This window comes from Pseudomonas sp. BSw22131, assembly GCF_026810445.1.
GTDB lineage: Bacteria > Pseudomonadota > Gammaproteobacteria > Pseudomonadales > Pseudomonadaceae > Aquipseudomonas > Aquipseudomonas huanghezhanensis.
In genome coordinates, this window is sequence record NZ_CP113949.1 from 5272466 (window position 1) to 5294111 (window position 21646).

A 21646-nucleotide genomic window follows, 5' to 3' on the forward strand; every position below is an offset into this window, starting at 1 on the left:
TTATTTTTATAGGTTGATTGCAGCAACAAGCGTTCAGCCATGAGCGAAACGATCATGAACATGATCAACTTGGTCAAAATAGCTTATGCCATCTCCTCAAAACGCGCAAACCGATCATTTTTTTGCTTGATTTGAGCATACTCAAACGCGCAGGTCTGTAATCCCTCCCCCTGAGATAAGATTCCCACCTGCCCGAGGAGATTCACTCTTGCCCAATACCCGTCCGCCCGCCCTGGATGACATCGACCGCCAACTGATCGCCGCGCTGCAAATCAACGCGCGCGAACCGGTGGCTATGCTGGCCCGGCAGTTGGGCGTCGCCCGAACTACTGTGACCTCCCGGCTCGCACGACTGGAAAAGGCCAGGATCATCACAGGGTATGGCGTGCGCCTGAGCCAACGTGTGGTCGATGGCGGTTTGCAGGCTTACGTCGGGATCACCGTTCAACCGCGCTCGGGCAAGGAAGTGCTGCGACGGCTCAGCGTGCTGACGCAGGTGCAGCAGTTGTGCGCGGTCAGTGGCGAGTTCGATTACGTGGCTTGGCTGCGCACCGATTCGCCCGAGCAACTGGACCAGTTGCTCGACTTGATCGGCAGTGTGGACGGCGTCGAGAAAACCACGACATCCATCATTCTCAGCAGCAAAATTGATCGTGGTCAGCCAGTTTGACGGCAAGCTTCGTCAGTTCGCACAGATTCTCTACAAAATGACGACATTCTGCGTCTTATTAACGTCTCAACTGTTATTTAGACTTGTCCTCTTTCGCGCACCAGTCGAACAAGGTCAGCCATGAAGAACAATCGCCATCCCGCCGACGGAAAAAAACCGATCACCATCTTTGGCCCGGACTTCCCGTTCGCCTTCGATGACTGGATCGAACACCCTGCGGGACTGGGCAGCATCCCGGCTGAAAACCATGGCGCCGAAGTCGCTATCGTGGGTGCAGGCATCGCCGGGCTGGTCGCCGCCTACGAACTGATGAAACTGGGCCTCAAACCTGTGGTGTACGAAGCCTCGAAAATGGGCGGTCGCCTACGCTCGCAACAGTTCGAGGGCGCCGAAGGCATCATCGCCGAGCTGGGCGGCATGCGCTTTCCGGTGTCGTCCACCGCGTTCTATCACTACGTCGACAAGCTTGGCCTTGAGTCAAAGCCGTTCCCCAACCCGCTGACTGCTGCGTCCGGCAGTACGGTCATCGATCTGGAAGGCACCACGCATTACGCACAGAAGCTGTCGGACTTGCCTGCGCTGTTTCAGGAAGTGGCTGACGCCTGGGCCGACGCGCTGGAAGCCGGCTCACAATTCGCCGACATCCAGCAGGCGATTCGCGACCGTGACGTCCCACGCCTCAAGTCACTGTGGAATACGCTTGTGCCGTTGTGGGACGACCGCACGTTCTACGATTTCGTCGCCACCTCCAAGGCATTCGCCAAGCTGTCGTTCTATCACCGTGAAGTGTTTGGTCAGGTCGGGTTCGGCACCGGCGGCTGGGACTCTGATTTCCCCAATTCGATGCTGGAAATTTTCCGGGTCGTAATGACCAACTGCGACGATCACCAACACCTGATCGTAGGCGGCGTCGAGCAAGTACCACTTGGCATCTGGCGTCATGCGCCGGAACGCTGCGCTCACTGGCCCGAGGGCACGACCCTGTCCTCGCTGCACCACGGCGCGCCACGCACCGGCGTAAAACGTATCGCGCGCGCACCCGATGGCAGTTTTGCGGTGACCGACAACTGGGGCGACACCCGGCACTACGCGGCAGTCCTGACCACCTGTCAGAGCTGGCTGTTGACCACCCAGATCGAGTGCGAAGAAACGCTGTTTTCGCAAAAAATGTGGATGGCGCTGGACCGTACTCGCTACATGCAGTCGTCGAAAACCTTCGTGATGGTCGACCGTCCTTTCTGGAAAGACAAAGACCCGGAGACCGGTCGCGACCTGATGAGCATGACCCTGACAGATCGTCTGACACGCGGCACTTATCTGTTCGATAACGGCACCTACGCCAATGGCGAAGAGAAGCCGGGCGTGATTTGCCTGTCGTACTCGTGGATGAGCGATGCACTGAAAATGCTGCCGCAACCCATCGAAAAACGGGTAAAGCTGGCACTTGATGCGCTGAAAAAAATCTACCCGAAAGTCGATATTGCTGCGCGCATCATTGGCGACCCGATCACCGTTTCGTGGGAGGCCGATCCGCATTTTCTCGGTGCATTCAAAGGCGCGTTACCAGGCCATTACCGCTACAACCAGCGCATGTACGCGCACTTCATGCAAAAGGACATGCCTGACGACCAGCGCGGCATTTTCATCGCAGGCGACGACGTCTCGTGGACTCCCGCCTGGGTCGAAGGCGCTGTGCAGACTTCGCTGAACGCGGTGTGGGGAATCATGACTCACTTCGGCGGCAAGACCCACGAAGAGAACCCGGGGCCTGGGGACGTGTTCGATGAACTCGGTCCGATAGTGCTGCCGGAATAATCAACGGGTAATCACGAGGAATCCCACGATGCGCGTCGCTTTGTACCAATGCCCACCGTTGCCGCTGGACGTCAGCGGCAACATTCAGCGCCTCAAGGTGCAGGCGGCAAACGCGGCCGCGCAAGGTGCAGAATTACTGGTATGCCCGGAGATGTTCCTGACCGGTTACAACATCGGCGCCGAGGCTGCACGGTCCCTTGCCCAATCGTGCGACGGACCGGCAGCGCTGGAGATCGCAGCGATTGCGCGGGCGTCAGGGATTGCCATCCTTTATGGCTACCCGGAGCGCAGCGCCGACGATCACATCTACAACGCCGTGCAACTGATCGACGCCGAGGGCAGACATCTCTGCAATTACCGTAAGACGCATCTGTATGGCGAGCTGGATAAATCCATGTTCGCGGTTGCCGAAGACCACTTTCCCGTTATCGACTTCAAGGGCTGGAAGCTGGGCTTTCTGATTTGCTACGACGTCGAGTTCCCCGAAAACACCCGACGCCTGGCCCTGGCCGGCGTGGACCTGATGCTGGTGCCGACCGCCAACATGGCGCCCTACGAGTTTGTCGCCGAAGTCACCGTGCGTGCGCGCGCATTCGAAAACCAGTGCTACCTGATCTACGCCAACTACTGCGGCAGTGAGGGCGATATTCACTACTGCGGTCTGAGCAGTGTGTGCGCGCCTGACGGCAAACAGATCGGCCTGGCGGGCGATGAAGAAGCCCTGATTGTGGCGACACTGGACCGGCAAGTGATGCACGACTCACGCACCATCAACACGTATTTCGAGGATCGCAGGCCGACGCTTTACTCGGGACTGAGCAAGGACAGACCTGTCCGATAATGCGCTGTGAACGTTTTCCGATACCATGACGCTCTTTCCCTGGCCGGAAAACCGTCATGCCTGCGCCCGCATCACTGACCACTCAACGCCTGATTCTGCCTAACGGCCTGCACGTTTCGCTGTGCCATGCGCCGCGTTTGAAGCGTTGCGCTGCTGCGCTGCGAGTCGCCGCGGGCAGCCACGATGCACCGCGCGAATGGCCGGGGCTCGCCCACTTCCTGGAACACCTGTTTTTCCTCGGTACAGAGCGCTTCCCAGCAGGGCAAAACCTGATGGCGTTCGTGCAGCGCCACGGTGGTCAACTCAACGCCAGCACACGCGAACGCACCACTGACTTTTTCTTCGAACTGCCTGAGCCCGTGTTTGCCCACGGCCTGGAACGCCTGTGCGAAATGCTCGTCCATCCGCGCATGGCGATGGAGGATCAACTGCGTGAGCGCGAGGTGCTGCACGCAGAATTCATCGCGTGGTCACGAGATGCCGCCTCCCGCGATCAACGCAAGCTGCTTGGATACGTTTCGGCCGCACACCCCTTGAGCTGGTTTCATGCCGGAAATCGCTACAGCCTCTTGGTGCCTCATACGAGGTTTCAGAAGGGCTTGAGGGATTTTTATCAACGCTTCTATCAAGCCGGCCAAATGAAGTTGAGTCTCGTGGGGCCGCAGCCACTGTATGAACTGAAGGCCTTGGCGGAGCGACTCGGCGGCCTTTTCCCGGCGGGTGAGCCGGTTGAGCAAATTGCACCCGCCGCATTGATCAGCGAGGCGTCCAACCCGATTGTGGTCTCGGACTCAAGTCGGATGCATCTGCTGTTCTTGTGCGACGACTTACCGGATGGCGCGGAAGAAGCCGTAGGGTTTTTCTGTTTCTGGCTGGGTAATTTGCAGCCAGGAGGACTGATCAGCGAACTGAAAACGCGTGGGCTGGCTGAGTCCCTGAAAGCAGAAGTCCTGTATCAGTTCCGGGAGCAGGCGTTGATCAATATCGAGATCGTGCCAGTGGCCGGCGTAACGCCGGAGCAGGAGCAGGAGCAGATCCTCGCGCTGCTTTTGGACTGGCTTCATTTCTTCAAGACTCATTTCTTCAACGCTCACTGCCCCAGCCTGCGCAACGAATATGCGCTGTTCAAACGCAAGCAGCTGGATGCCGCCCCGGCGCTGATGCTCGCTCGCCATTACAGCGAGCACGCATCGTGCGATGTGGGGCTTTCGGATAACGGCGCCTTGGCGCTGGAAGCCTTGATCGATGACCTGGCACCCACGCCCGCCAGCACTTGCAACGCAGAGTGGCGCCTGCCGCAACCCAATCCCTTCCTGCAACCTGCGCAGCACTCAACGGACATCGGTGAAGCGCTGCCATCGCTGACGTTCAGCAGTGCCCTGCCTGACACGACAGGTGAAGGCGCGGTTTATCTGCGCTGGACGCTGGTTGAAGCGCAGCCGGCGCTTTGGCAAATGCTCAACGACAGCCTCGAAAGCCTGACTGACGATGCGCAACAAGCAGGCGTCAATCTGGCATTCACGGCGTACGGCCCTCATTGGCAACTGAGAGTTAGCGGGCTCACCGATGTAATGCCTGCAGTCGTCGATCAGGCGTTGGAGCGGCTTTCACACCCAGGCGACGGGGCATTGGCCCGGTACGGAGAGCTGCCAAATGCCCCCCGACTCATCCCGATTCGCCAATTGCTCAAAACCCTGCCGGATCATCTATCAGGGCCCCGGCAATCAAGTGCCAGCGGGCCGGTTTTCAAGGCCGACGGACCGGATGTCAGAAGCCATCTCCAGGCTGTCTGGGAGAACGCCTCATGGAATGGCCTGGCGATGGGTTTATCCAGCGAGAGCCGGAATGATCTGCTCAACGTCCTGCGCGCCGCACCCGGTTTACCTGACCAGTCACCGCTGCAACCGCCGCGTCCACTGGCAGAGACCCGCTGGCAAATCGAGCCGTCAGAGTCATCCGAAGATGCTGTGCTCTTGTTCTGCGCAGCCCCGAGCGACTCCCCGGCAGACCAGGCCGCGTGGCGATTCATCGCACACTGGTTACAAACCCCGTTCTACCAACGCCTACGCGTCGAGCTGCAACTGGGCTACGCGGTATTCAGCGGTTTCCGACAGATTGCGGGCCAGTCAGGCATCGTGTTTGGCGTTCAATCCCCTTCAGTGAGCGCACAAATGCTGGTCGGCCACATCAAGCAATTCATCGAAGGCTTGCCCCATCTGCTTGCATCAACCGACATCACTGCCGAGCGACGACTGTTGATCGACCAGCTGGACTTCAGTGCCATGGAGACGCCGCAAGCTGCCGAGCTGCTGTGGCAGGCGCACCTGGCAGGTGGTGACGCGACGGCCTTCGAGACAATGAAACACTATTTTGCAAATTTTTCCGAAACCGATTTAGCCGCCGCCTTCGAGCAGCTTTCGGGTGTCGGCAGTCGCTGGCTATACCTCTCAAATCGCTGTAACTCCGAGTAATTCGGGCTCTTGGAGGGATGATCATTGCTGAAGCTGTAACGGGCTTTCTCCGGGAATCTGGCATTAATGCCCCGTCGAATTTAGTAACATAGCTCCCTAAGCATTTGAACGTCTCCCATTCGGGGTGTACTAAGGATGTATCACCCACCGCTGCATTAACCAAGAAGGAGTCAATTATGTGGACTAAACCTGCTTACACTGATCTGCGTATCGGCTTTGAAGTCACCATGTACTTCGCAAGCCGTTGATTGTTGCGCATGGAAAAGCCTCGGTTCGCCGGGGCTTTTTTTGTGAGAAAAAATGTTTTCAGGCCCGCCCCATCGGGCCAATCGGTACGGAGTGACAATGCACATCCAGATCCTCGGATCCGCCGCTGGCGGCGGGTTCCCGCAGTGGAACTGCAACTGCGTCAACTGCGCAGGTTTTCGCGACGGCAGCCTGAATGCCAAAGCGCGCACCCAATCGTCCATAGCCTTGTCCGACGACGGTGTGAACTGGGTTTTGTGCAACGCATCCCCCGACATTCGTGCCCAATTGCAGAGCTTTGCGCCGATGCAGCCCAACCGTGCGCTGCGTGATACCGGCATCAGCGCCATCGTGTTGATGGACAGTCAAATCGATCACACCACCGGCCTGCTGAGCCTGCGCGAAGGGTGCCCGCATCAAGTGTGGTGCACCGACATGGTCCATGAGGACCTCAGCACGGGCTTTCCGCTGTTCGAAATGCTCAAACACTGGAACGGCGGCCTGGTCTGGAACCGTATCGAGCTGCAAGGCAGCTTCGTGATTCCGGCCTGCCCGAACCTGCGCTTTACGCCGTTTCCACTGCGCAGCGCTGCACCGCCCTACTCGCCTCACAGATTCGACCCACACCCCGGCGACAACATCGGCTTGATGGTCGAAGACCTGAAAACCGGCGGGAAGCTCTTTTATGCGCCGGGGCTGGGCAAAGTCGATGACGCGCTGATGGAAAAAATGAGCGCGGCCGACTGCCTGCTGGTGGACGGGACGATGTGGGACGACGATGAAATGAAGCGTCGCGGCGTCGGCACTCGCACTGGCACTGAAATGGGCCATCTGGCGCAGAGCGGTCCCGGCGGCATGCTCGAAGTGCTTGAGCGCTTGCCAACCCAGCGCAAGGTGCTCATCCACATCAACAACACCAACCCGATCCTTGACGAAGATTCTGTCGAGCGCGCCGAGTTGGTACGTCGCAACGTCGAAGTGGCGTATGACGGCATGAGTATTGAGCTTTAAATGGTTGCCGAAAACGTCTTTGCTGGAGCGGGGCTTGCCCGCGAAGCCAACGCTGCGATTTGCCTGACACTCCGCGTGTCGGACTTCGCCGGCAAGCCTCGCTTCAACACTGTCGCGTCATGCAGAAGGAAGATTGTCCAATGAGCGAACACGCTGCGTTGTCCCCGGCTGAATTCGAGGCTGCTTTGCGCGCTAAAGGCGCGTATTACCACATTTATCACCCCTTTCATGTGGCGATGTACGAGGGCCGGGCGACCCGCGAACAGATTCAGGGCTGGGTGGCCAACCGCTTTTATTATCAGGTGAACATCCCGCTGAAAGACGCGGCGATCCTTGCCAATTGCCCTGACCGGGACATCCGTCGTGAGTGGATTCAGCGCCTGCTGGATCACGACGGAGCACCCGGCGAAGACGGTGGTATCGAGGCCTGGCTGCGTTTGGGGGAAGCCGTTGGCCTGGACCCAGAGCAACTGCGTTCGCAGGAATTGGTACTGCCTGGCGTACGATTTGCGGTGGATGCCTACGTGAACTTCGCCCGTCGCGCCAATTGGCAGGAAGCAGCCAGCAGTTCGCTGACCGAGTTGTTCGCGCCGCAAATCCATCAGTCCCGACTGGACAGCTGGCCGGCGCACTATCCGTGGATCGACCCGACCGGATACGAATACTTCCGCACCCGCCTGGGCCAGGCCCGTCGCGACGTCGAGCATGGGCTTGCGATCACCTTGCAGCACTACACGACTCACGATGGCCAGCAGCGCATGCTGGAAATCCTGCAATTCAAGCTGGACATCCTGTGGAGCATGCTCGACGCCATGAGCATGGCCTACGAGCTGAATCGTCCGCCCTATCACAGCGTTACTGACCAGCGCGTCTGGCATAAAGGTATCGACCTATGAGCTTTGATCGACAACTCGTTCCGCGCTGGCGCCAGGGCTATCGCTTTCAGTTCGAGCCCGCGCAGAATGGCCACGTCCTGCTGTACCCGGAAGGGATGATCAAGCTCAACGAGAGTGCCAGTGCTATCGGAGGTCTGATCGACGGCCAGCGCACGGTTCAAGCAATTATTACAGCGCTGGATGAGACATTCCCCGGGGTTCCGGAGCTCGGCACCGATATCGAGCAATTTATGGAGGTCGCTCGTGCAGAGCACTGGATCGAACTCGGCTGATACGTCAGTCAAAAGCGATGTCGCGACAGATCCCGGCCTGCGCATTCCGCCCACGCCAGAAGTTGGCCTGCCGCTGTGGTTACTCGCCGAGCTGACCTACCGCTGCCCGCTGCAGTGCCCGTATTGCTCCAACCCGCTGGATTTTGCCAAGCAAGGTGAAGAGCTGACCACCGAGCAGTGGTTCAAGGTCATGGCCGAAGCGCGGCAAATGGGCGCTGCGCAAATTGGTTTTTCCGGCGGCGAGCCGCTGGTCCGTCAGGACTTGGCAGAACTGATCGCCGAGGCACGCCGACTGGGCTATTACACCAACCTGATCACCTCGGGCATCGGCCTGACTGAACAGAAAATCATCGATTTCAAGAAGGCCGGCCTGGACCACATCCAGATCAGTTTTCAGGCCAGCGACGAGCAAGTGAACAACATGCTTGCCGGCTCTAAAAAAGCGTTTGCACAGAAGCTGGAAATGGCCCGAGCGGTGAAAAAGCACGGCTATCCCATGGTGCTGAATTTCGTGACGCACAGGCACAACATCGACAAGATAGACCGCATCATCGACCTTTGCCTCGCGCTGGAGGCCGACTTCGTGGAGCTTGCCACGTGCCAGTTTTACGGCTGGGCGCACCTGAACCGCGTAGGCTTGTTGCCAACCAAGGACCAACTGGTACGGGCTGAGCGCATTACCAACGAATACCGCGCCCGACTGGCCATCGATGACAATCCGGTGAAGCTGATTTTCGTCACTCCGGATTATTACGAAGAGCGCCCGAAAGCCTGCATGAACGGCTGGGGCAATATCTTCCTGACCGTAACACCGGACGGCACCGCGCTGCCTTGCCATGGCGCACGGCAGATGCCTATCCAGTTCCCCAACGTGCGCGATCACACCATGCAACACATCTGGTATGACTCATTCGGTTTCAACCGCTTCCGCGGCTACGACTGGATGCCAGAACCGTGTCGCTCATGCGATGAAAAGGAAAAGGACTTCGGCGGGTGTCGTTGCCAGGCGTTCATGCTGACGGGCGATGCGAGCAATGCCGACCCCGTGTGCAGCAAATCCCCGCACCATGGCCTGATCACCCAAGCCCGCGATGAAGCCGAGTATGCTAGCCAGACTATTGAGCAGCTGGCCTTCCGCAATGAACGAAACTCTCGCCTCATCGCCAAATCCTGATCTGTTCTCTGCCGCCCAGGCTGTGGCGGCAGGGATCGATTTCGCCGAACTGAACCTCAGCCCTGCCGGGCTTTTCTGGAACGAATACCGCCCCGCGGACGCAGCATCACGTATCTGGCGCTGGCAAAACGGTGCCGTGCAATGCCTGACGCCGCCTGGTTTCAGCGTTCAAAGCCGCGTGTACGAATACGGCGGTGGCTCTTTTTGTCTGACCGATGAGGCGGTGGCGTTCGTCAATGCCAGCGACCAAAACATCTATCTCCAGCCTTTCGACGGTGAACCTGTCGCGCTGACCAAGGGCGACAAACGCTATGGCGACGTCCGTTATGCGCGTGGGCAGATTCTGGCTGTCGAGGAGGACCACGACACGCATCGGCTGGTCGCCCTCGATATCGTCGACGGCAAACGGCATCTGCTTGCGCAAGGCGCTGACTTTTATGCTGCGCCCACTTTTAGCCCTGACGGTCAGCGTCTGGCGTGGATCGAGTGGTGGCGCCCACATCAGCCATGGACGATGACGCGCTTGATGCACGCGACGCGCCAGACCGATGGTGCCTGGTCTGCGGCGACCTGCCTTGCCGGCGATCAACCGGAATCGCTCCAGCAGCCGCGCTTTGACCAACAGGGCCGACTGCATTGCCTGACTGATCGCGGCGGTTACTGGCAGCCGTGGATCGAAACCGCCGACGGACTCCAACCACTGCCAGCGGCGCAAGCCGACCATGCTCCGGCGCCTTGGCAATTGGGCGGTTGCAGCTGGTTGCCGCTGAACGAAGGGGGGTATCTCGCCAGTTGGTCCGAAGACGGATTTGGGGTGTTGGGGCTGCGCTCGGCGGACGGCGCTGTGGAAGACTTCAGCGGCGATTACAGCCGTTTTCGCAACCTGGCCATCGACGATCAATTCATCTACTGCATCGCAGCGTCAGCCATCAGCCCTTCTGCCGTAGTCGCCATTCGTCGTGCAGACAAACGTGTTCAAGTGCTCGCGGGAGGTGTTGCGCCGCTGCCGCCCGAACGCATCAGCCGTCCGCAAACCTTGCGCTATCCAAGCGGCTCCGGCGAAGCGCACGGCTACTTTTACCCGGCGATGGACGGCAGCGATGTGCCGCCGCTGGTGGTGTTCATCCATGGCGGTCCGACCTCGGCCTGCTATCCGGTGCTGGACCCGCGCATTCAGTACTGGACGCAACGCGGGTTTGCGGTCGCTGATCTCAACTATCGCGGCAGTACCGGCTACGGTCGCGCGTATCGGGAAGCACTGTTCCTGAACTGGGGCGTGGTGGATGTCGAGGACGCCTGCGCCGTAGTTGATCACCTGAGCAAGCGCGGGCTGATCAATCCGGATCAGACGTTCATCCGGGGCGGCAGCGCAGGGGGCTACACAACGCTCTGCGCGCTGGCTTTCCAAAAGGTTTTTCGTGCGGGCGCGAGTCTCTATGGCGTGAGCGACCCCATTGCCCTGGGCAAGGCGACGCACAAATTCGAGGCCGATTATCTGGACTGGCTGATCGGAGATCCGGACATCGACATGGAGCGCTATCTGGCTCGCACGCCATTGCTGCATGCGGACCAGGTCAGCGTGCCGGTGATTTTCTTTCAGGGCGAACTCGACGCCGTTGTCGTGCCCGAACAGACGCGCGCCATGCTTAAAGCATTGCAGGACAAGGGCATACCGGCTGAAGGATATTTCTACGCTGACGAACGTCATGGCTTCCGAAAAGCCGCCAACCAGATCCACGCGCTGGAAACGGAATGTGCGTTTTACAGGAAGGTGATTGATAGCTGAGGTTAGCCGGCCGCACGCTGAATGCGCGGCCGCGATGCAACATACGCCACCGGTTCGGCGGCGTATGGGCGGCAGGAACTATTACTTGCGGCTCGCGATGATGTAGACCGCGTGGATGATCCCGGGGAAGTAACCCAGCAAGGTCAGGAGGATGTTGAGCCAGAATGCGCCCGCGAAACCGACCTGCATGAAGACACCCACCGGTGGCAGCAGAATGGCGAAAATGATGCGAATGATGTCCATGCGTAACGCTCCTGATCATAAGACGGCCCTTCTGGGCCACACAGCTAATCGACCGTCGCTGTTTACAGGGGTTCAACGCCTGCAGCAACGCGCCACTACGCTCTGTGAGCAGAGTCAGCTGAACAGATAAGGAGATTGGGGTGCGAGGAGGACCGGTCCCTGCCCAGTAAGGTAAGGGGCGGCATTCGCCACGCGTTGCTGGCGAAAATGCTAAAAAACGTGCACAAAGAAAACCCCGCCGGAGCGGGGTTTTACAGACTGTTTCCCTTTGACTTCCCTTTCGCCCCACCATCCTGGCAGGCATCCCTACGTGTCCCTGTTATCTATTGCGCGTCCTGCGCTACGTCCATGTAAGTAGATTAGCGTTGGATCCATTTCAGCGATATGGCCAAACAGCAGCACGCCGTGTAAGCAAATGCTTACACCCTGTCAGCGCTGTCAGAATTGCGACGCCTGCAATAAGTACAACGACTCGCTGCCCGCCTTGACCGAGGCGCCCAAGGACTGAATACGCGGGAGTAGACGCGCGAAATAGAAGCGTGCGGTGCCAATTTTGCTGGCATAGAAATCGTCCTGATCGGCCTTGCCCCACGCTGTTTTCGCCATCATAGCCCACATGTATGCGTAGGCTGTGTATCCGAATACCTGCAGATACTCGACGGAGGCAGCGCCGATTTCATTCGGGTTACCGAGCGAACGATCCAGCACCCACTCAGTCAATTCGTCGAGTTCGGTCAGCGCAGCGCTCAATGGCTTGGTGAATTCGGCGAGAGCGCTGTCGGAGGTTGCGATGAACTGGCGAACTTCATCGGAGAAAATCTTGTAGTACGCGCCGCCGTTGGCAACGACTTTGCGGCCCATCAGGTCCAGCGCCTGAATGCCGTTGGTGCCCTCGTATATTTGCGTAATGCGCACATCGCGCACCAGTTGTTCCTGACCCCATTCACGGATATAGCCGTGGCCACCGAAAACCTGCTGCCCATGCACCGTAGTGTCCAGGCCCATGTCGGTGAGAAACGCTTTAGCGATGGGCGTCAGCAGCGCGACCATTGCATCGGCGCGCTGCCTGACATCTGCATCTTCGCTGTACTTGGCGGTATCGAGCTGGATAGCGACGTAGCTGGAAAACGCACGGCCGCCTTCATTGAGCGCTTTCATGGTCAGCAACATGCGACGCACGTCAGGATGGACGATGATCGGGTCAGCAGCGGTGTCTTTGGACTGAGCGCCAGTCGGGGCACGACTTTGCAGGCGGTCACGGGCATATTCGATTGCGTTCTGATAAGAACGCTCACCCGATGCAAGGCCCTGGATGCCTACGCCAAGACGCTCGTAGTTCATCATCGTAAACATCGCCGCCAAGCCTTTGTTGGGCTCGCCCACCAGAAACGCTTTTGCCGCGTCGAAATTGATCACACAGGTGGCAGACGCCTGAATACCCATCTTGTGTTCGATAGAGCCACAGAACACCGTGTTGCGCTCACCCAGGCTGCCATCGTCCTTCACCATGAACTTGGGCACGAGGAACAGCGAAATGCCTCTAGGCCCTGCGGGCGCGTCCGGCAACTTGGCAAGCACCAGGTGAATGATGTTTTCGGTCAGGTCATGCTCGCCGCCGGTAATGAAGATCTTGGTGCCGCTGATGGCGTAGGAACCATCTGTTTGCGGCTCGGCCTTGGTCCGAATCATGCCCAGATCGGTACCTGCATGGGCCTCCGTCAGGCACATCGAGCCGCTCCAGATGCCAGCGTACATATTGGGCAGATAGGTCGACTTGAGGGTTTCGCTGGCGTGGGCGTCAATAGAGACGCATGCGCCGGATGTCAGCATCGGATAGAGCCCAAATGCCAGGCTGGCAGAATTGACCATCTCCTCAACCTGAGCCGACACGGCCTTGGGCATACCCATGCCACCGAACTCAGGGTTGCCACCGACGCCAACCCAGCCACCTTCTGCGTAAGTCTTGTAGGCCTGAACAAACCCTGCGGGGGTGGTTACGACGGTGTCATGCCAATGACACCCTTCTTCGTCTGCGGCGCGACTCAATGGCGCAACCGCCCTGCCAATGACCTTGCCCGCCTCTTCGAGAATGGCCTCGACGGTCTCGGCATCGACAGCCTCAGCCAACTCGGGCAATTGCGCCCACAGCTTGGAGACATCGAACACTTCATTCAGAACGAAGCGCATATCGCGCAACGGCGCTTTGTAGTCAGCCATGGCAAACCTCGCAGACAGCAGCAGTAACCCGGAAAAAGAGACGCGGCTTGTACTTCGCAGCGTCCATGAGTCGATGAACCCGAGTGTACCCGAACACCATTTGCGACACATAGGGTCAGCTAGTGACCGTTTATCTGTTTATGGTCACATATAACTGACGGGTATAAACCCGCCTTCCCACGCAGTGATATGCGGTGAGCCGACAAACAGACTCGGGAGGATTTCAGCTGGCGGCGGACGTTCTAACAGCGCCGCGTTTGCTGGTCTGGCTCGAAGATATGACGCAGTTACGTCCCGCACCTTTTGCGGCGTACAGCGCCTGGTCCGCAGATTTAAGTACTTCTTCTGGATTACGGTGTTCAGGCAGACGCTCGGCTACGCCAATGCTCACTGTCACCGATACTGCGCATGCCTGGCTAGCAGCGCGCCGTTGCCGCCCTTGAAGGTCGTCTTGCGGGCGTGCCTGTTGATCACGCAGGTGAATCTGATAGTTGGCGATGACTTCGCGGACGGCGTCCAGATGCGGCATGCACTCTTCGAGGGTTTTCCCTGCAAAGACGATGGCAAATTCTTCCCCACCGTACCGATAAGCCCGACCGCCGCCGCTGGTGATTTTCGAGAGTTTGCTGGCCACCAACCGGAGGACCTGATCACCAACGTCATGACCATAGGTGTCGTTGAATTTCTTGAAATGGTCGACATCGCCCATCGCTAATACGTAATTGCGCCCCAGGCGTTGCATCCTCTCGTTCAGCGCCCGGCGTCCTGGCAGCCCGGTCAATTCATCACGAAAGGCCATTTGATAAGCCTCATGCGCAACAGCGGCAGCGATCATCAGCATGACCTGGCTGCACATGATATTCAGCGTGAAAGGCAGGATGAACGTTTTCGGCAGCGCCCAGAAAACACCCATCAAACCGACCAACTGCGCCGCATGCAACGGTCGTGGCTTACGCACGTACTGGGTAATGAGGATGGCAAAAACGATGATGAAAGCAACATAGGACAGCTGGATCAGACTCATCCACTCGCCGTGCAGCGCCGGCCAGCGGATGTCGGCCAGCCAGGCCAGCAGCGCTTGAGGGAAGCTCTGTTCAAGGCCCAGCGCAACACTCCCCACCGCGGCAAGCACCGCGAGTCGCGCAATCAGGTCCTGAAACAAGTGCGTGCGTTCTTCCCACACAGCGAACAGCCCGAAAAGCATCGGCAATAGCAGGCAGCAGAGATGAAACACCACCGCCGCGTCTTCTCGGACCGTTCCATTATCGCGGAAGTAATCAGTCTGCGTGTCCAGCAGAAAATAGGCGATGTACACCGTGATCATCAAGAACAGTTCACGCTGACGTTTGTAGACGCCGCAATAGGCGCCGCCCAGCAGTAGAACCAGCGTAGGCAGTACATTGAACAGGGAGGTGAAGAACACGTTCAGGTCTTTCATATACGCGACAGCAAGCCCGGCAGTCAACAGCGCCAGAGACGGCATGAAATGGCTGACACGTGCGGCGGATGGACGGCGCAAAACGGTTTTTCTCCTAACCGACGTAAACCGGGCGAGGCGCATAGCATTGTGCCTGTATCGGCGCCATTACGCATTTGATGAGAGACAGAAACACACAAGCGTCTGCAGTCCAAGCTGGATGCTTCTTCGGAGCACAAAAAAACCGCTTCCCCCAAGGAGAAGCGGCTTTTTGTAGAGCCGGTCGGATCGCTTAGTAAGCCAGGCCGAAATGCTCCTCGTTCATGTCCATCAGGTTGTTAGCCCCTGACAGCATGGTTGCCACGTGGGTGCGGGTACGCGGCAGGATGCGCTGGAAGTAGAAGCGCGCAGTCTGCAATTTGGCCGTGTAGAAGGCATCTTCGAGGGTACCTGCCGCCAGCTTCTCAGCTGCCACACGGGCCATGTCAGCCCAGAAATACGCCAGGCAAACGTAGCCGGAATACATCAGGTAATCCACCGAAGCGGCGCCGACTTCCTCGCGATCCTTCATGGCGGCCATGCCGATCTTCATCGTCAGCTCGCCCCACTCTTTGTTCAGCGCAGCCAGCGGCGTCACGAATTCGCTGACCGCTTCGATGCCTTCCTGCGACTGGCAGAACTTGTGCACGATCTTGGTGAAGCCCTTTAGCGCTTCGCCTTGTGTCATCAGCACTTTACGGCCCAGCAGGTCGAGTGCCTGAATGCCAGTGGTGCCTTCGTACAGCATGGCAATACGGGCGTCGCGTACGTTCTGCTCCATGCCCCACTCGGCAATGAAACCGTGGCCACCGTAGATTTGAACACCGTGGTTGGCAGCCTCAAAACCCACTTCGGTCATAAACGCTTTAGCGATAGGCGTCATGAACGCCAACAGAGCGTCAGCTTGCTTTTTGGCTTCAGCGTCGTCGCTGTATTTGGCGATGTCGACCTGCTTGGCGGTGAAGTAAACCATCGCGCGGGTGCCTTCAGCGAAGGCTTTCATGGTCAACAGCATCCGACGTACGTCCGGATGGACAATGATCGGATCAGCGGCTTTCTCCGGGGCTTTCGGCCCGGTCAATGAACGCATTTGGAGACGCTCACGGGCGTATTTCAGCCCGCCCTGGAAGCCGATCTCGGCATGGGCCAGACCTTGCAGCGCAGTGCCCAGACGTGCGGTGTTCATGAAGGTGAACATGCAGTTCAGGCCTTTGTTCGCCGGGCCGATCAGGTAGCCAGTGGCACCGTCGAAGTTCATCACGCACGTTGCGTTGCCGTGGATGCCCATTTTGTGTTCGAGCGAACCGCAGTTGACTGCGTTGCGGTCACCCACGTTGCCCGATGCGTCCGGTACGAACTTTGGCACGATGAACAGCGAAATACCTTTGGTGCCAGCCGGTGCATCCGGCAGGCGGGCCAGCACGATGTGGACGATGTTATCGGCCATGTCGTGTTCGCCAGCGGAAATGAAGATCTTGGTGCCCGAGACTTTGTACGAGCCATCAGCCTGAGGTTCAGCCTTGGTGCGCAACATGCCCAGGTCGGTCCCGCAGTGAGGTTCGGTCAGGCACATGGTGCCGGTCCATTCGCCGGAAACCAGTTTGGTCAGGTAGGCATCCTGTTGCTCGGGAGTACCGTGTTCGGAAATGGTGTTCATAGCGCCATGCGACAGGCCCGGGTACATGCCCCACGACCAGTTTGCCTCGCCAACCATCTCGCTGACCGCCAGGCCCAGCGACTCGGGCAGACCCTGACCGCCATGGGCGACGTCATGGGCCAGGCTCGGCCAGCCGCCTTCGACGAACTGCTTGTAGGCTTCTTTGAAGCCGGTAGGTGTTTTGACGCCGGATTCGCTCCAGGTACAGCCTTCGGTATCGCCTACGCGGTTCAGCGGAGCCAATACCTGCTCACAAAACTTGGCGCCTTCCTCAAGAATGGCGTCGACCATGTCAGGCGTAGCGTCGTGGCACGCTGGCAAGCTTTGATAATGCGCTTCGTAGCCAAGCAGTTCGTCACGTACGAAGCGAATATCACGCAAGGGGGCCTTGTAGTCAGGCATAGCGATAAACCTCTGCTGATGAATCCTGGAGATGGATGACCGACCGGTCTCGATGGAACTGTGTCAGCCATTGGACAATCCCGGATGCGCCGGGGGTCAAACAGGTGTTTGAAACATACGTTTACGCCTATACCTTGTCAAGCGTGCCCAACGCACCGTTCATCGTCGGCCAAGCAAATGGCACGCAGCAAAGGCCAACGGCGCAGAATGCCATTAGCCAGCGCACGTTAGTTTAGTTGGGAGTGGCCGCAGCCGCGGCATGATGAAGGCGGCGATTCGGGCAGCTTATGGGGCGTAATTCAGAAGACGGCACGAGAGGTGACCGTGCGCAATAGCGCACGAAAGGAGGCGGTCAGGCGTAAGTGTCAATCAATGTGCCGAGCATTTCGTCGCTGGCTTTTTCGACTTTGACGCCCGCTTGCACTTGAATACGGCCTTGCGTCAGTTCGACCACATTGGTCGCCATGTCCGACCGCTGGGCGCGGTCCACAGAGCGCAGATTTTCGAGCTGAAAATCCGAAGACTGGCTACGACCCGCCACTTCCGTAGCAGGGCTCGCCAACTGTGTGGCTGCCTGATCGACGCGGTCCAGCCCGACCTGAATGGCGCTCAGACCCGGATAAAGCGTGTTATTCATGGAAATCTGCATGGAAAGCATCCTCTGTTCATAAAACGAACAGCGGCCATTGGAACAGACCGCAGCACCAAACACCCGTCAAAAACAATAATGGCACATGGCCTGCTAATAGAGTGAACCATTAGCGGTGCGCAATGTGCACTTAGTCACCATACGCGCTGTCGCGACACATTCCAGCTGCAAAACACCGGAATGTGAGTCAGCTCACACGCCTCACTACAAGCCGCCCCGTTTGTCGCCGATAGCCACACAAGCAAAAGACCCTAAGGATGAAAAGTGCGTCAGTCGAGCAATTCCAGGTGCAGATGCTCGGCCACCTGCTCAGGTGAGGGTTTCTTCATGAAGGGCACTCGACCCAGGCAAGGCGCTGGCAAACGTTCAGCCAGCGTGGCGAGGTTTTCCTCCAGCCGCGACGTCTTGGGATCAATGATATTCGCGACCCAGCCCGCCAATTGCAGACCGTCGGCAGCGATGGCCTCGGCACTCAACAGCGCATGACTGATACAACCCAGCCGCACCCCCACTACCAGAATCACTCCCAGCCCCAAAGCCATCGCCAGATCAGAAAGATTGGCTTGATCGGCCAGAGGCACGCGCCAGCCACCCGCCCCTTCGATAAGGGTGAAGTCAGCGCCTTTGTCGAGGATATGACGCATTGGCGCCAACAACGATTGCACGGTCAGCGCCACGCCCGCCTCGCGCGCAGCCAGGTGCGGGGCAATAGCCGGTTCGAAGGCAACAGGATTGACCTCGCTGTACGTCAGCGCAATGGAGCACTCCGCGCGCAGTGCAACCGCATCGGCATTACGCAGCCCTTTGGGTTTCACATCACAGCCCGACGCCACAGGTTTGCCTGCCGCCGTGCTAAGCCCTGACTGCCGAGCCGCATAGAGCAAGCCCGTGGCAATCGTGGTTTTACCCACGTCAGTATCGGTTCCGGCGATGAAATACGCATGGCTCATCTGTACGCGCGTCCGTTCAAGTGGCGCAGGGTGTTGCTCGTTAACTATAGCGTTCAAAACACCCGCCGTTTATCAGTCTGCCAAAGGCTTTTCCAGCACCGCATACACCACCTGATACGTCGCTGGCAGGCCGGCGGGCTGGCGAAATTGTTCGTACGCTGCAATCAGCGCCTGAATTCGCGCACGTCCGGTCAAGCCGTCGGGGCGCCCCGGATTAATGTTGTGTGCGCCCAGCGCTTTCAACTCATGGGTCAGGCTGCGCACATCGGGGTAGTGCAACACATGAGGCAACACGTCGAAACCACGAACCATCAGACCACTCGCATCGCACAGCCGCTGGTAGTCAGCCAGCTCACGAAAACGATTGACGTGAACGCGACCGTCGACCGCCTGCCAACTGTCGCGCAGCTCGACCAGCGTGCCCATACAAAGGCTGGCGAAAGCGAACACGCCACCCGGCTGCAACACACGTCGGGCCTCGCTCAACACCGCGCCAAAATCCGAACACCATTGCACCGCCAGGCTGGAAAACACCAGGTCGACGCAGTCAGCCCGTAACGGCAAGCGCTCGGCATCTGCGGCCACAAAATGCGCGGCACCTCCAGAAGGTCGGGCGTGGCGCAGCATGCCTTCGGCGATGTCCAGTGCAACGCCCTCGCTGTCAGGTAAAAGCTGGGCCAGCTCACGGCTGAAGTACCCGGTTCCACTGCCCAGATCGAGCCAACACAGCGGGCGAGAAGCTGCCATCGGCACACGCGCCAGCAGTTCATGACCCACCGCGCGCTGCAAAGCGGCAACACTGTCGTAAGTGGTGGCGGCTTTGGAAAAAGAAGCGGCCACCCGGCGCTTGTCAGGAAGATTGTCCTGCTGCGCTGTTTGCTGCTGCACGGCCTTCAAGGCTGCGCAGTAAGAAAGATCAGTCATCACCGGACTCATGCAAAAAAGCCTGGATCGCCGCCGCCACACCATGGGGGTTTTCCAGAATGAACGCGTGGCTAGCCTGTTCGATCAGCCCCACCTCGATATCGGGTAAAAGTTTCAGCAGCTCGGTCGATGCCTCGGCGGGCACCAGCGCGTCGCGTCCGCCGAACAGGTGCAGTTGCGGCCCGCGATAAGCCTGCAACGCCGCACGCGTGTCCATGGTTTCAAGCAGCTTCAGGCTTTCGATCAAGCCGGCTGAAGGCCCGTGCGGCGCGCCTGCTTTTAGCTGTCGGGCGAGTGCACGCGCATCATCCGAGCCCTGCGCGCACAACAGAGTGAAGCGTTTGAGCGTGCCGTCTGGATCGGCGGCGCATCCGGCGATGAAGGCATCGAAATCAGTTTGCTCCATCGCCGAGGGCCACTCGCTGCGCGCGACGAAACACACGTTACTGGCGAACGTCGCAAGGCCACAGCAGCGATCACCGCGACGTGCGGCAAGTTCTGCCGCGAGCATGCCGCCCAACGACCAACCGCCCAGCCAGACATTGTCGGGGAGCGTCGCATCCAGTTCGTCCAGCCACTCGTTGAGGTCGTCTGTTTCAAGCTCTGGCAGCGGCTCGATTTCGACATGAAGATGCTCGTCCAGCCCGCGCAACGCTGCGGCCAAAGGCTCAAGCGGCGAAACCCCCAAGCCCCAGCCCGGCAACAGAATCAAACGATCACGCATGGCCAGGCCCCGTCATCTCACTCGCCCCGAGCAGCGGATAACACTGCTCCAATGCATCCAACAATAGCTGGACCTGCGCGGGGGTGTGCGCAGCAGACAACGTCACACGCAATCGGGCGCCGCCAGCAGGCACCGTCGGCGGACGGATAGCCGTGACCATCAAACCGCGCTCGCGAAGCAGCTGCGACAGGCGCAACGCGCGGCCGCTGTCACCGATGAGGATTGGCTGGATGGGCGTGAAGCTGTCCATCAACTGCAGGCCAAGGTCCTGCGCGCCTTTTCGGAACTGCTTGATCAGCGCAGTCAGATGCTCGCGGCGCCAATGTTCGGTACGCAACAACTCAAGGCTCTTGAGCGTGGCGCAGGCCAGGGCCGGTGGCTGGCTGGTGGTGTAGATGTAGGGACGGGCGAACTGGATCAGCGTTTCGATCAACTCTTCGCTGCCCGCTACGAACGCGCCAGCCGTGCCGAAAGATTTGCCCAGCGTACCGACCAGCACCGGCACATCCTCCAGGCTCAAACCAAAATGCTCGACGATGCCCGCGCCATTGGCACCCAGCGGGCCAAAGCCGTGGGCGTCATCGACCATCAGCCAGGCACCTTTTGCTTTCGCAACCTGAGCCAGCGCGGGCAAGTCGGCGATGTCGCCGTCCATGCTGAACACGCCATCGGTGACGACCAACGTGTCGCCGACCGCTTTCTCCAGCCGGGCACCGAGGCTGACGGGATCGTTGTGCAGATAACGCGAAAAGCGTGCGCCGCTGAGCAAGCCGGCATCAAGCAATGAGGCGTGGTTCAGCCGGTCTTCGAGCACAGTGTGGCCCTGCCCTACCAGCGCTGTCACCGCGCCAAGATTGGCCATGTAGCCGTTAGAGAAGAGCAGTGCGCGCGGGCGGCCCGTGAGGTCGGCCAAGGCTTCTTCGAGTGCGTGATGCGGCGTGCTGTGGCCGATGACCAGGTGCGACGCGCCGCCGCCCACGCCCCAGCGCTCGGCGCCGGCTTTCCAGGCGGCAACTACGTCGGGGTGGTTGGCCAGACCCATATAGTCGTTGTTGCAGAACGCCAACAACGGCTGACCGTCCACCACCACCTCAGGCCCTTGAGGGCTTTGCAGTAGTGGACGATGGCGGTAGAGATGTTCGGCGTGACGGGCAGCGAGACGTGCGCTCAGATCAAAGGACATGCAAGCCTCGATATTTGTTGAGAGTCATCCAACCCCTGTAGGAGCGCGCTTGCCCACGA

Annotated in this window: 19 protein-coding genes; 10 read left to right on the top strand and 9 right to left on the bottom strand. The window is 59.0% G+C overall.

Features of this window, described 5'->3' with window-relative positions:
* Positions 1-208: 208 nt before the first annotated feature.
* The 10 genes from OYW20_RS23850 to OYW20_RS23895 all read left to right on the top strand — a co-directional run bounded on the left by OYW20_RS23850 (position 209) and on the right by OYW20_RS23895 (position 11182).
* Positions 209-670 carry an Lrp/AsnC family transcriptional regulator gene (locus OYW20_RS23850; protein ID WP_268798319.1) on the top strand — a complete coding sequence of 154 codons (462 nt, stop codon included), beginning with the start codon at positions 209-211 and terminating at the stop codon, positions 668-670.
* Positions 671-790: 120 nt separating this feature from the next.
* On the top strand, positions 791-2485 hold the full coding sequence (locus OYW20_RS23855; protein ID WP_268798320.1) for a flavin monoamine oxidase family protein: 1695 nt from the start codon (positions 791-793) through the stop codon (positions 2483-2485).
* A gap of 28 nt (positions 2486-2513) precedes the next feature.
* Positions 2514-3326 (top strand): carbon-nitrogen hydrolase family protein, encoded by an 813-nt coding sequence (locus OYW20_RS23860; protein WP_268798321.1) that lies wholly within the window; start codon positions 2514-2516, stop codon positions 3324-3326.
* Between the two features lie 56 nt (positions 3327-3382).
* On the top strand, positions 3383-5797 hold the full coding sequence (pqqF, locus tag OYW20_RS23865) for a pyrroloquinoline quinone biosynthesis protein PqqF (RefSeq protein WP_268798322.1): 2415 nt from the start codon (positions 3383-3385) through the stop codon (positions 5795-5797).
* A gap of 176 nt (positions 5798-5973) precedes the next feature.
* Positions 5974-6045 carry a pyrroloquinoline quinone precursor peptide PqqA gene (pqqA, locus tag OYW20_RS23870; protein WP_008365141.1) on the top strand — a complete coding sequence of 24 codons (72 nt, stop codon included), beginning with the start codon at positions 5974-5976 and terminating at the stop codon, positions 6043-6045.
* Between the two features lie 97 nt (positions 6046-6142).
* A complete protein-coding gene (gene pqqB / locus OYW20_RS23875; protein WP_268798323.1) occupies positions 6143-7054 on the top strand; it encodes a pyrroloquinoline quinone biosynthesis protein PqqB in 912 nt (303 codons plus the stop codon).
* Between the two features lie 140 nt (positions 7055-7194).
* Positions 7195-7950: a pyrroloquinoline-quinone synthase PqqC gene (gene pqqC / locus OYW20_RS23880; protein ID WP_268798324.1), complete on the top strand. Its 756-nt coding sequence runs from the start codon at positions 7195-7197 to the stop codon at positions 7948-7950.
* Positions 7947-8222: a pyrroloquinoline quinone biosynthesis peptide chaperone PqqD gene (pqqD, locus tag OYW20_RS23885; protein ID WP_268798325.1), complete on the top strand. Its 276-nt coding sequence runs from the start codon at positions 7947-7949 to the stop codon at positions 8220-8222. Before pqqC ends, pqqD begins: the two co-directional genes overlap by 4 nt.
* On the top strand, positions 8194-9396 hold the full coding sequence (gene pqqE, locus OYW20_RS23890) for a pyrroloquinoline quinone biosynthesis protein PqqE (RefSeq protein WP_408005436.1): 1203 nt from the start codon (positions 8194-8196) through the stop codon (positions 9394-9396). The genes pqqD and pqqE overlap by 29 nt, the downstream gene beginning before the upstream one ends.
* Complete coding sequence (locus tag OYW20_RS23895; protein WP_268798326.1) at positions 9362-11182, top strand: S9 family peptidase; 1821 nt, start codon at positions 9362-9364, stop codon at positions 11180-11182. Before pqqE ends, OYW20_RS23895 begins: the two co-directional genes overlap by 35 nt.
* 81 nt (positions 11183-11263) lie before the next feature.
* On the opposite strand, the gene OYW20_RS23900 is transcribed toward OYW20_RS23895, so the two are convergent.
* The 9 genes from OYW20_RS23900 to bioF all read right to left on the bottom strand — a co-directional run bounded on the left by OYW20_RS23900 (position 11264) and on the right by bioF (position 21587).
* Positions 11264-11425, bottom strand: coding sequence for a YqaE/Pmp3 family membrane protein (locus OYW20_RS23900; RefSeq protein ID WP_020290879.1), 162 nt, complete (start codon positions 11423-11425; stop codon positions 11264-11266).
* Positions 11426-11863: 438 nt separating this feature from the next.
* Entirely contained in the window at positions 11864-13642 is a 1779-nt protein-coding gene (locus OYW20_RS23905) for an acyl-CoA dehydrogenase C-terminal domain-containing protein (protein ID WP_268798327.1), read from the bottom strand.
* Between the two features lie 223 nt (positions 13643-13865).
* Positions 13866-15161 (bottom strand): GGDEF domain-containing protein, encoded by a 1296-nt coding sequence (locus OYW20_RS23910; RefSeq protein ID WP_268798328.1) that lies wholly within the window; start codon positions 15159-15161, stop codon positions 13866-13868.
* Between the two features lie 190 nt (positions 15162-15351).
* Positions 15352-17157, bottom strand: coding sequence for a phenylacyl-CoA dehydrogenase (locus OYW20_RS23915; protein WP_268798329.1), 1806 nt, complete (start codon positions 17155-17157; stop codon positions 15352-15354).
* Between the two features lie 352 nt (positions 17158-17509).
* On the bottom strand, positions 17510-17806 hold the full coding sequence (locus OYW20_RS23920; RefSeq protein ID WP_268798330.1) for a pyrroloquinoline quinone biosynthesis protein PqqE: 297 nt from the start codon (positions 17804-17806) through the stop codon (positions 17510-17512).
* 269 nt (positions 17807-18075) lie between these two features.
* Positions 18076-18756 (bottom strand): dethiobiotin synthase, encoded by a 681-nt coding sequence (bioD, locus tag OYW20_RS23925; protein WP_268798331.1) that lies wholly within the window; start codon positions 18754-18756, stop codon positions 18076-18078.
* 72 nt (positions 18757-18828) lie between these two features.
* A complete protein-coding gene (gene bioC, locus OYW20_RS23930) occupies positions 18829-19680 on the bottom strand; it encodes a malonyl-ACP O-methyltransferase BioC (protein WP_268798332.1) in 852 nt (283 codons plus the stop codon).
* Entirely contained in the window at positions 19673-20404 is a 732-nt protein-coding gene (locus OYW20_RS23935; RefSeq protein ID WP_268798333.1) for an alpha/beta fold hydrolase, read from the bottom strand. The genes bioC and OYW20_RS23935 overlap by 8 nt, the downstream gene beginning before the upstream one ends.
* Positions 20397-21587 (bottom strand): 8-amino-7-oxononanoate synthase, encoded by a 1191-nt coding sequence (bioF, locus tag OYW20_RS23940; protein WP_268798334.1) that lies wholly within the window; start codon positions 21585-21587, stop codon positions 20397-20399. The genes OYW20_RS23935 and bioF overlap by 8 nt, the downstream gene beginning before the upstream one ends.
* Between the last annotated feature and the right edge of the window lie 59 nt (positions 21588-21646).

What these genes read in the sequence shown, in the direction of transcription:
- bioC (WP_268798332.1), bottom strand. Translation starts at nt 19,680, where the DNA reads ATGACTGATCTTTCTTACTGCGCAGCCTTGAAGGCCGTGCAGCAGCAA.
- OYW20_RS23935 (WP_268798333.1), bottom strand. Translation starts at nt 20,404, where the DNA reads ATGCGTGATCGTTTGATTCTGTTGCCGGGCTGGGGCTTGGGGGTTTCG.
- OYW20_RS23860 (WP_268798321.1), top strand. Translation starts at nt 2,514, where the DNA reads ATGCGCGTCGCTTTGTACCAATGCCCACCGTTGCCGCTGGACGTCAGC.
- OYW20_RS23920 (WP_268798330.1), bottom strand. Translation starts at nt 17,806, where the DNA reads ATGCAGATTTCCATGAATAACACGCTTTATCCGGGTCTGAGCGCCATT.
- OYW20_RS23915 (WP_268798329.1), bottom strand. Translation starts at nt 17,157, where the DNA reads ATGCCTGACTACAAGGCCCCCTTGCGTGATATTCGCTTCGTACGTGAC.
- OYW20_RS23895 (WP_268798326.1), top strand. Translation starts at nt 9,362, where the DNA reads ATGAACGAAACTCTCGCCTCATCGCCAAATCCTGATCTGTTCTCTGCC.
- bioF (WP_268798334.1), bottom strand. Translation starts at nt 21,587, where the DNA reads ATGTCCTTTGATCTGAGCGCACGTCTCGCTGCCCGTCACGCCGAACAT.
- OYW20_RS23855 (WP_268798320.1), top strand. Translation starts at nt 791, where the DNA reads ATGAAGAACAATCGCCATCCCGCCGACGGAAAAAAACCGATCACCATC.
- pqqF (WP_268798322.1), top strand. Translation starts at nt 3,383, where the DNA reads ATGCCTGCGCCCGCATCACTGACCACTCAACGCCTGATTCTGCCTAAC.
- pqqC (WP_268798324.1), top strand. Translation starts at nt 7,195, where the DNA reads ATGAGCGAACACGCTGCGTTGTCCCCGGCTGAATTCGAGGCTGCTTTG.
- OYW20_RS23905 (WP_268798327.1), bottom strand. Translation starts at nt 13,642, where the DNA reads ATGGCTGACTACAAAGCGCCGTTGCGCGATATGCGCTTCGTTCTGAAT.
- OYW20_RS23900 (WP_020290879.1), bottom strand. Translation starts at nt 11,425, where the DNA reads ATGGACATCATTCGCATCATTTTCGCCATTCTGCTGCCACCGGTGGGT.
- pqqD (WP_268798325.1), top strand. Translation starts at nt 7,947, where the DNA reads ATGAGCTTTGATCGACAACTCGTTCCGCGCTGGCGCCAGGGCTATCGC.
- pqqB (WP_268798323.1), top strand. Translation starts at nt 6,143, where the DNA reads ATGCACATCCAGATCCTCGGATCCGCCGCTGGCGGCGGGTTCCCGCAG.
- bioD (WP_268798331.1), bottom strand. Translation starts at nt 18,756, where the DNA reads ATGAGCCATGCGTATTTCATCGCCGGAACCGATACTGACGTGGGTAAA.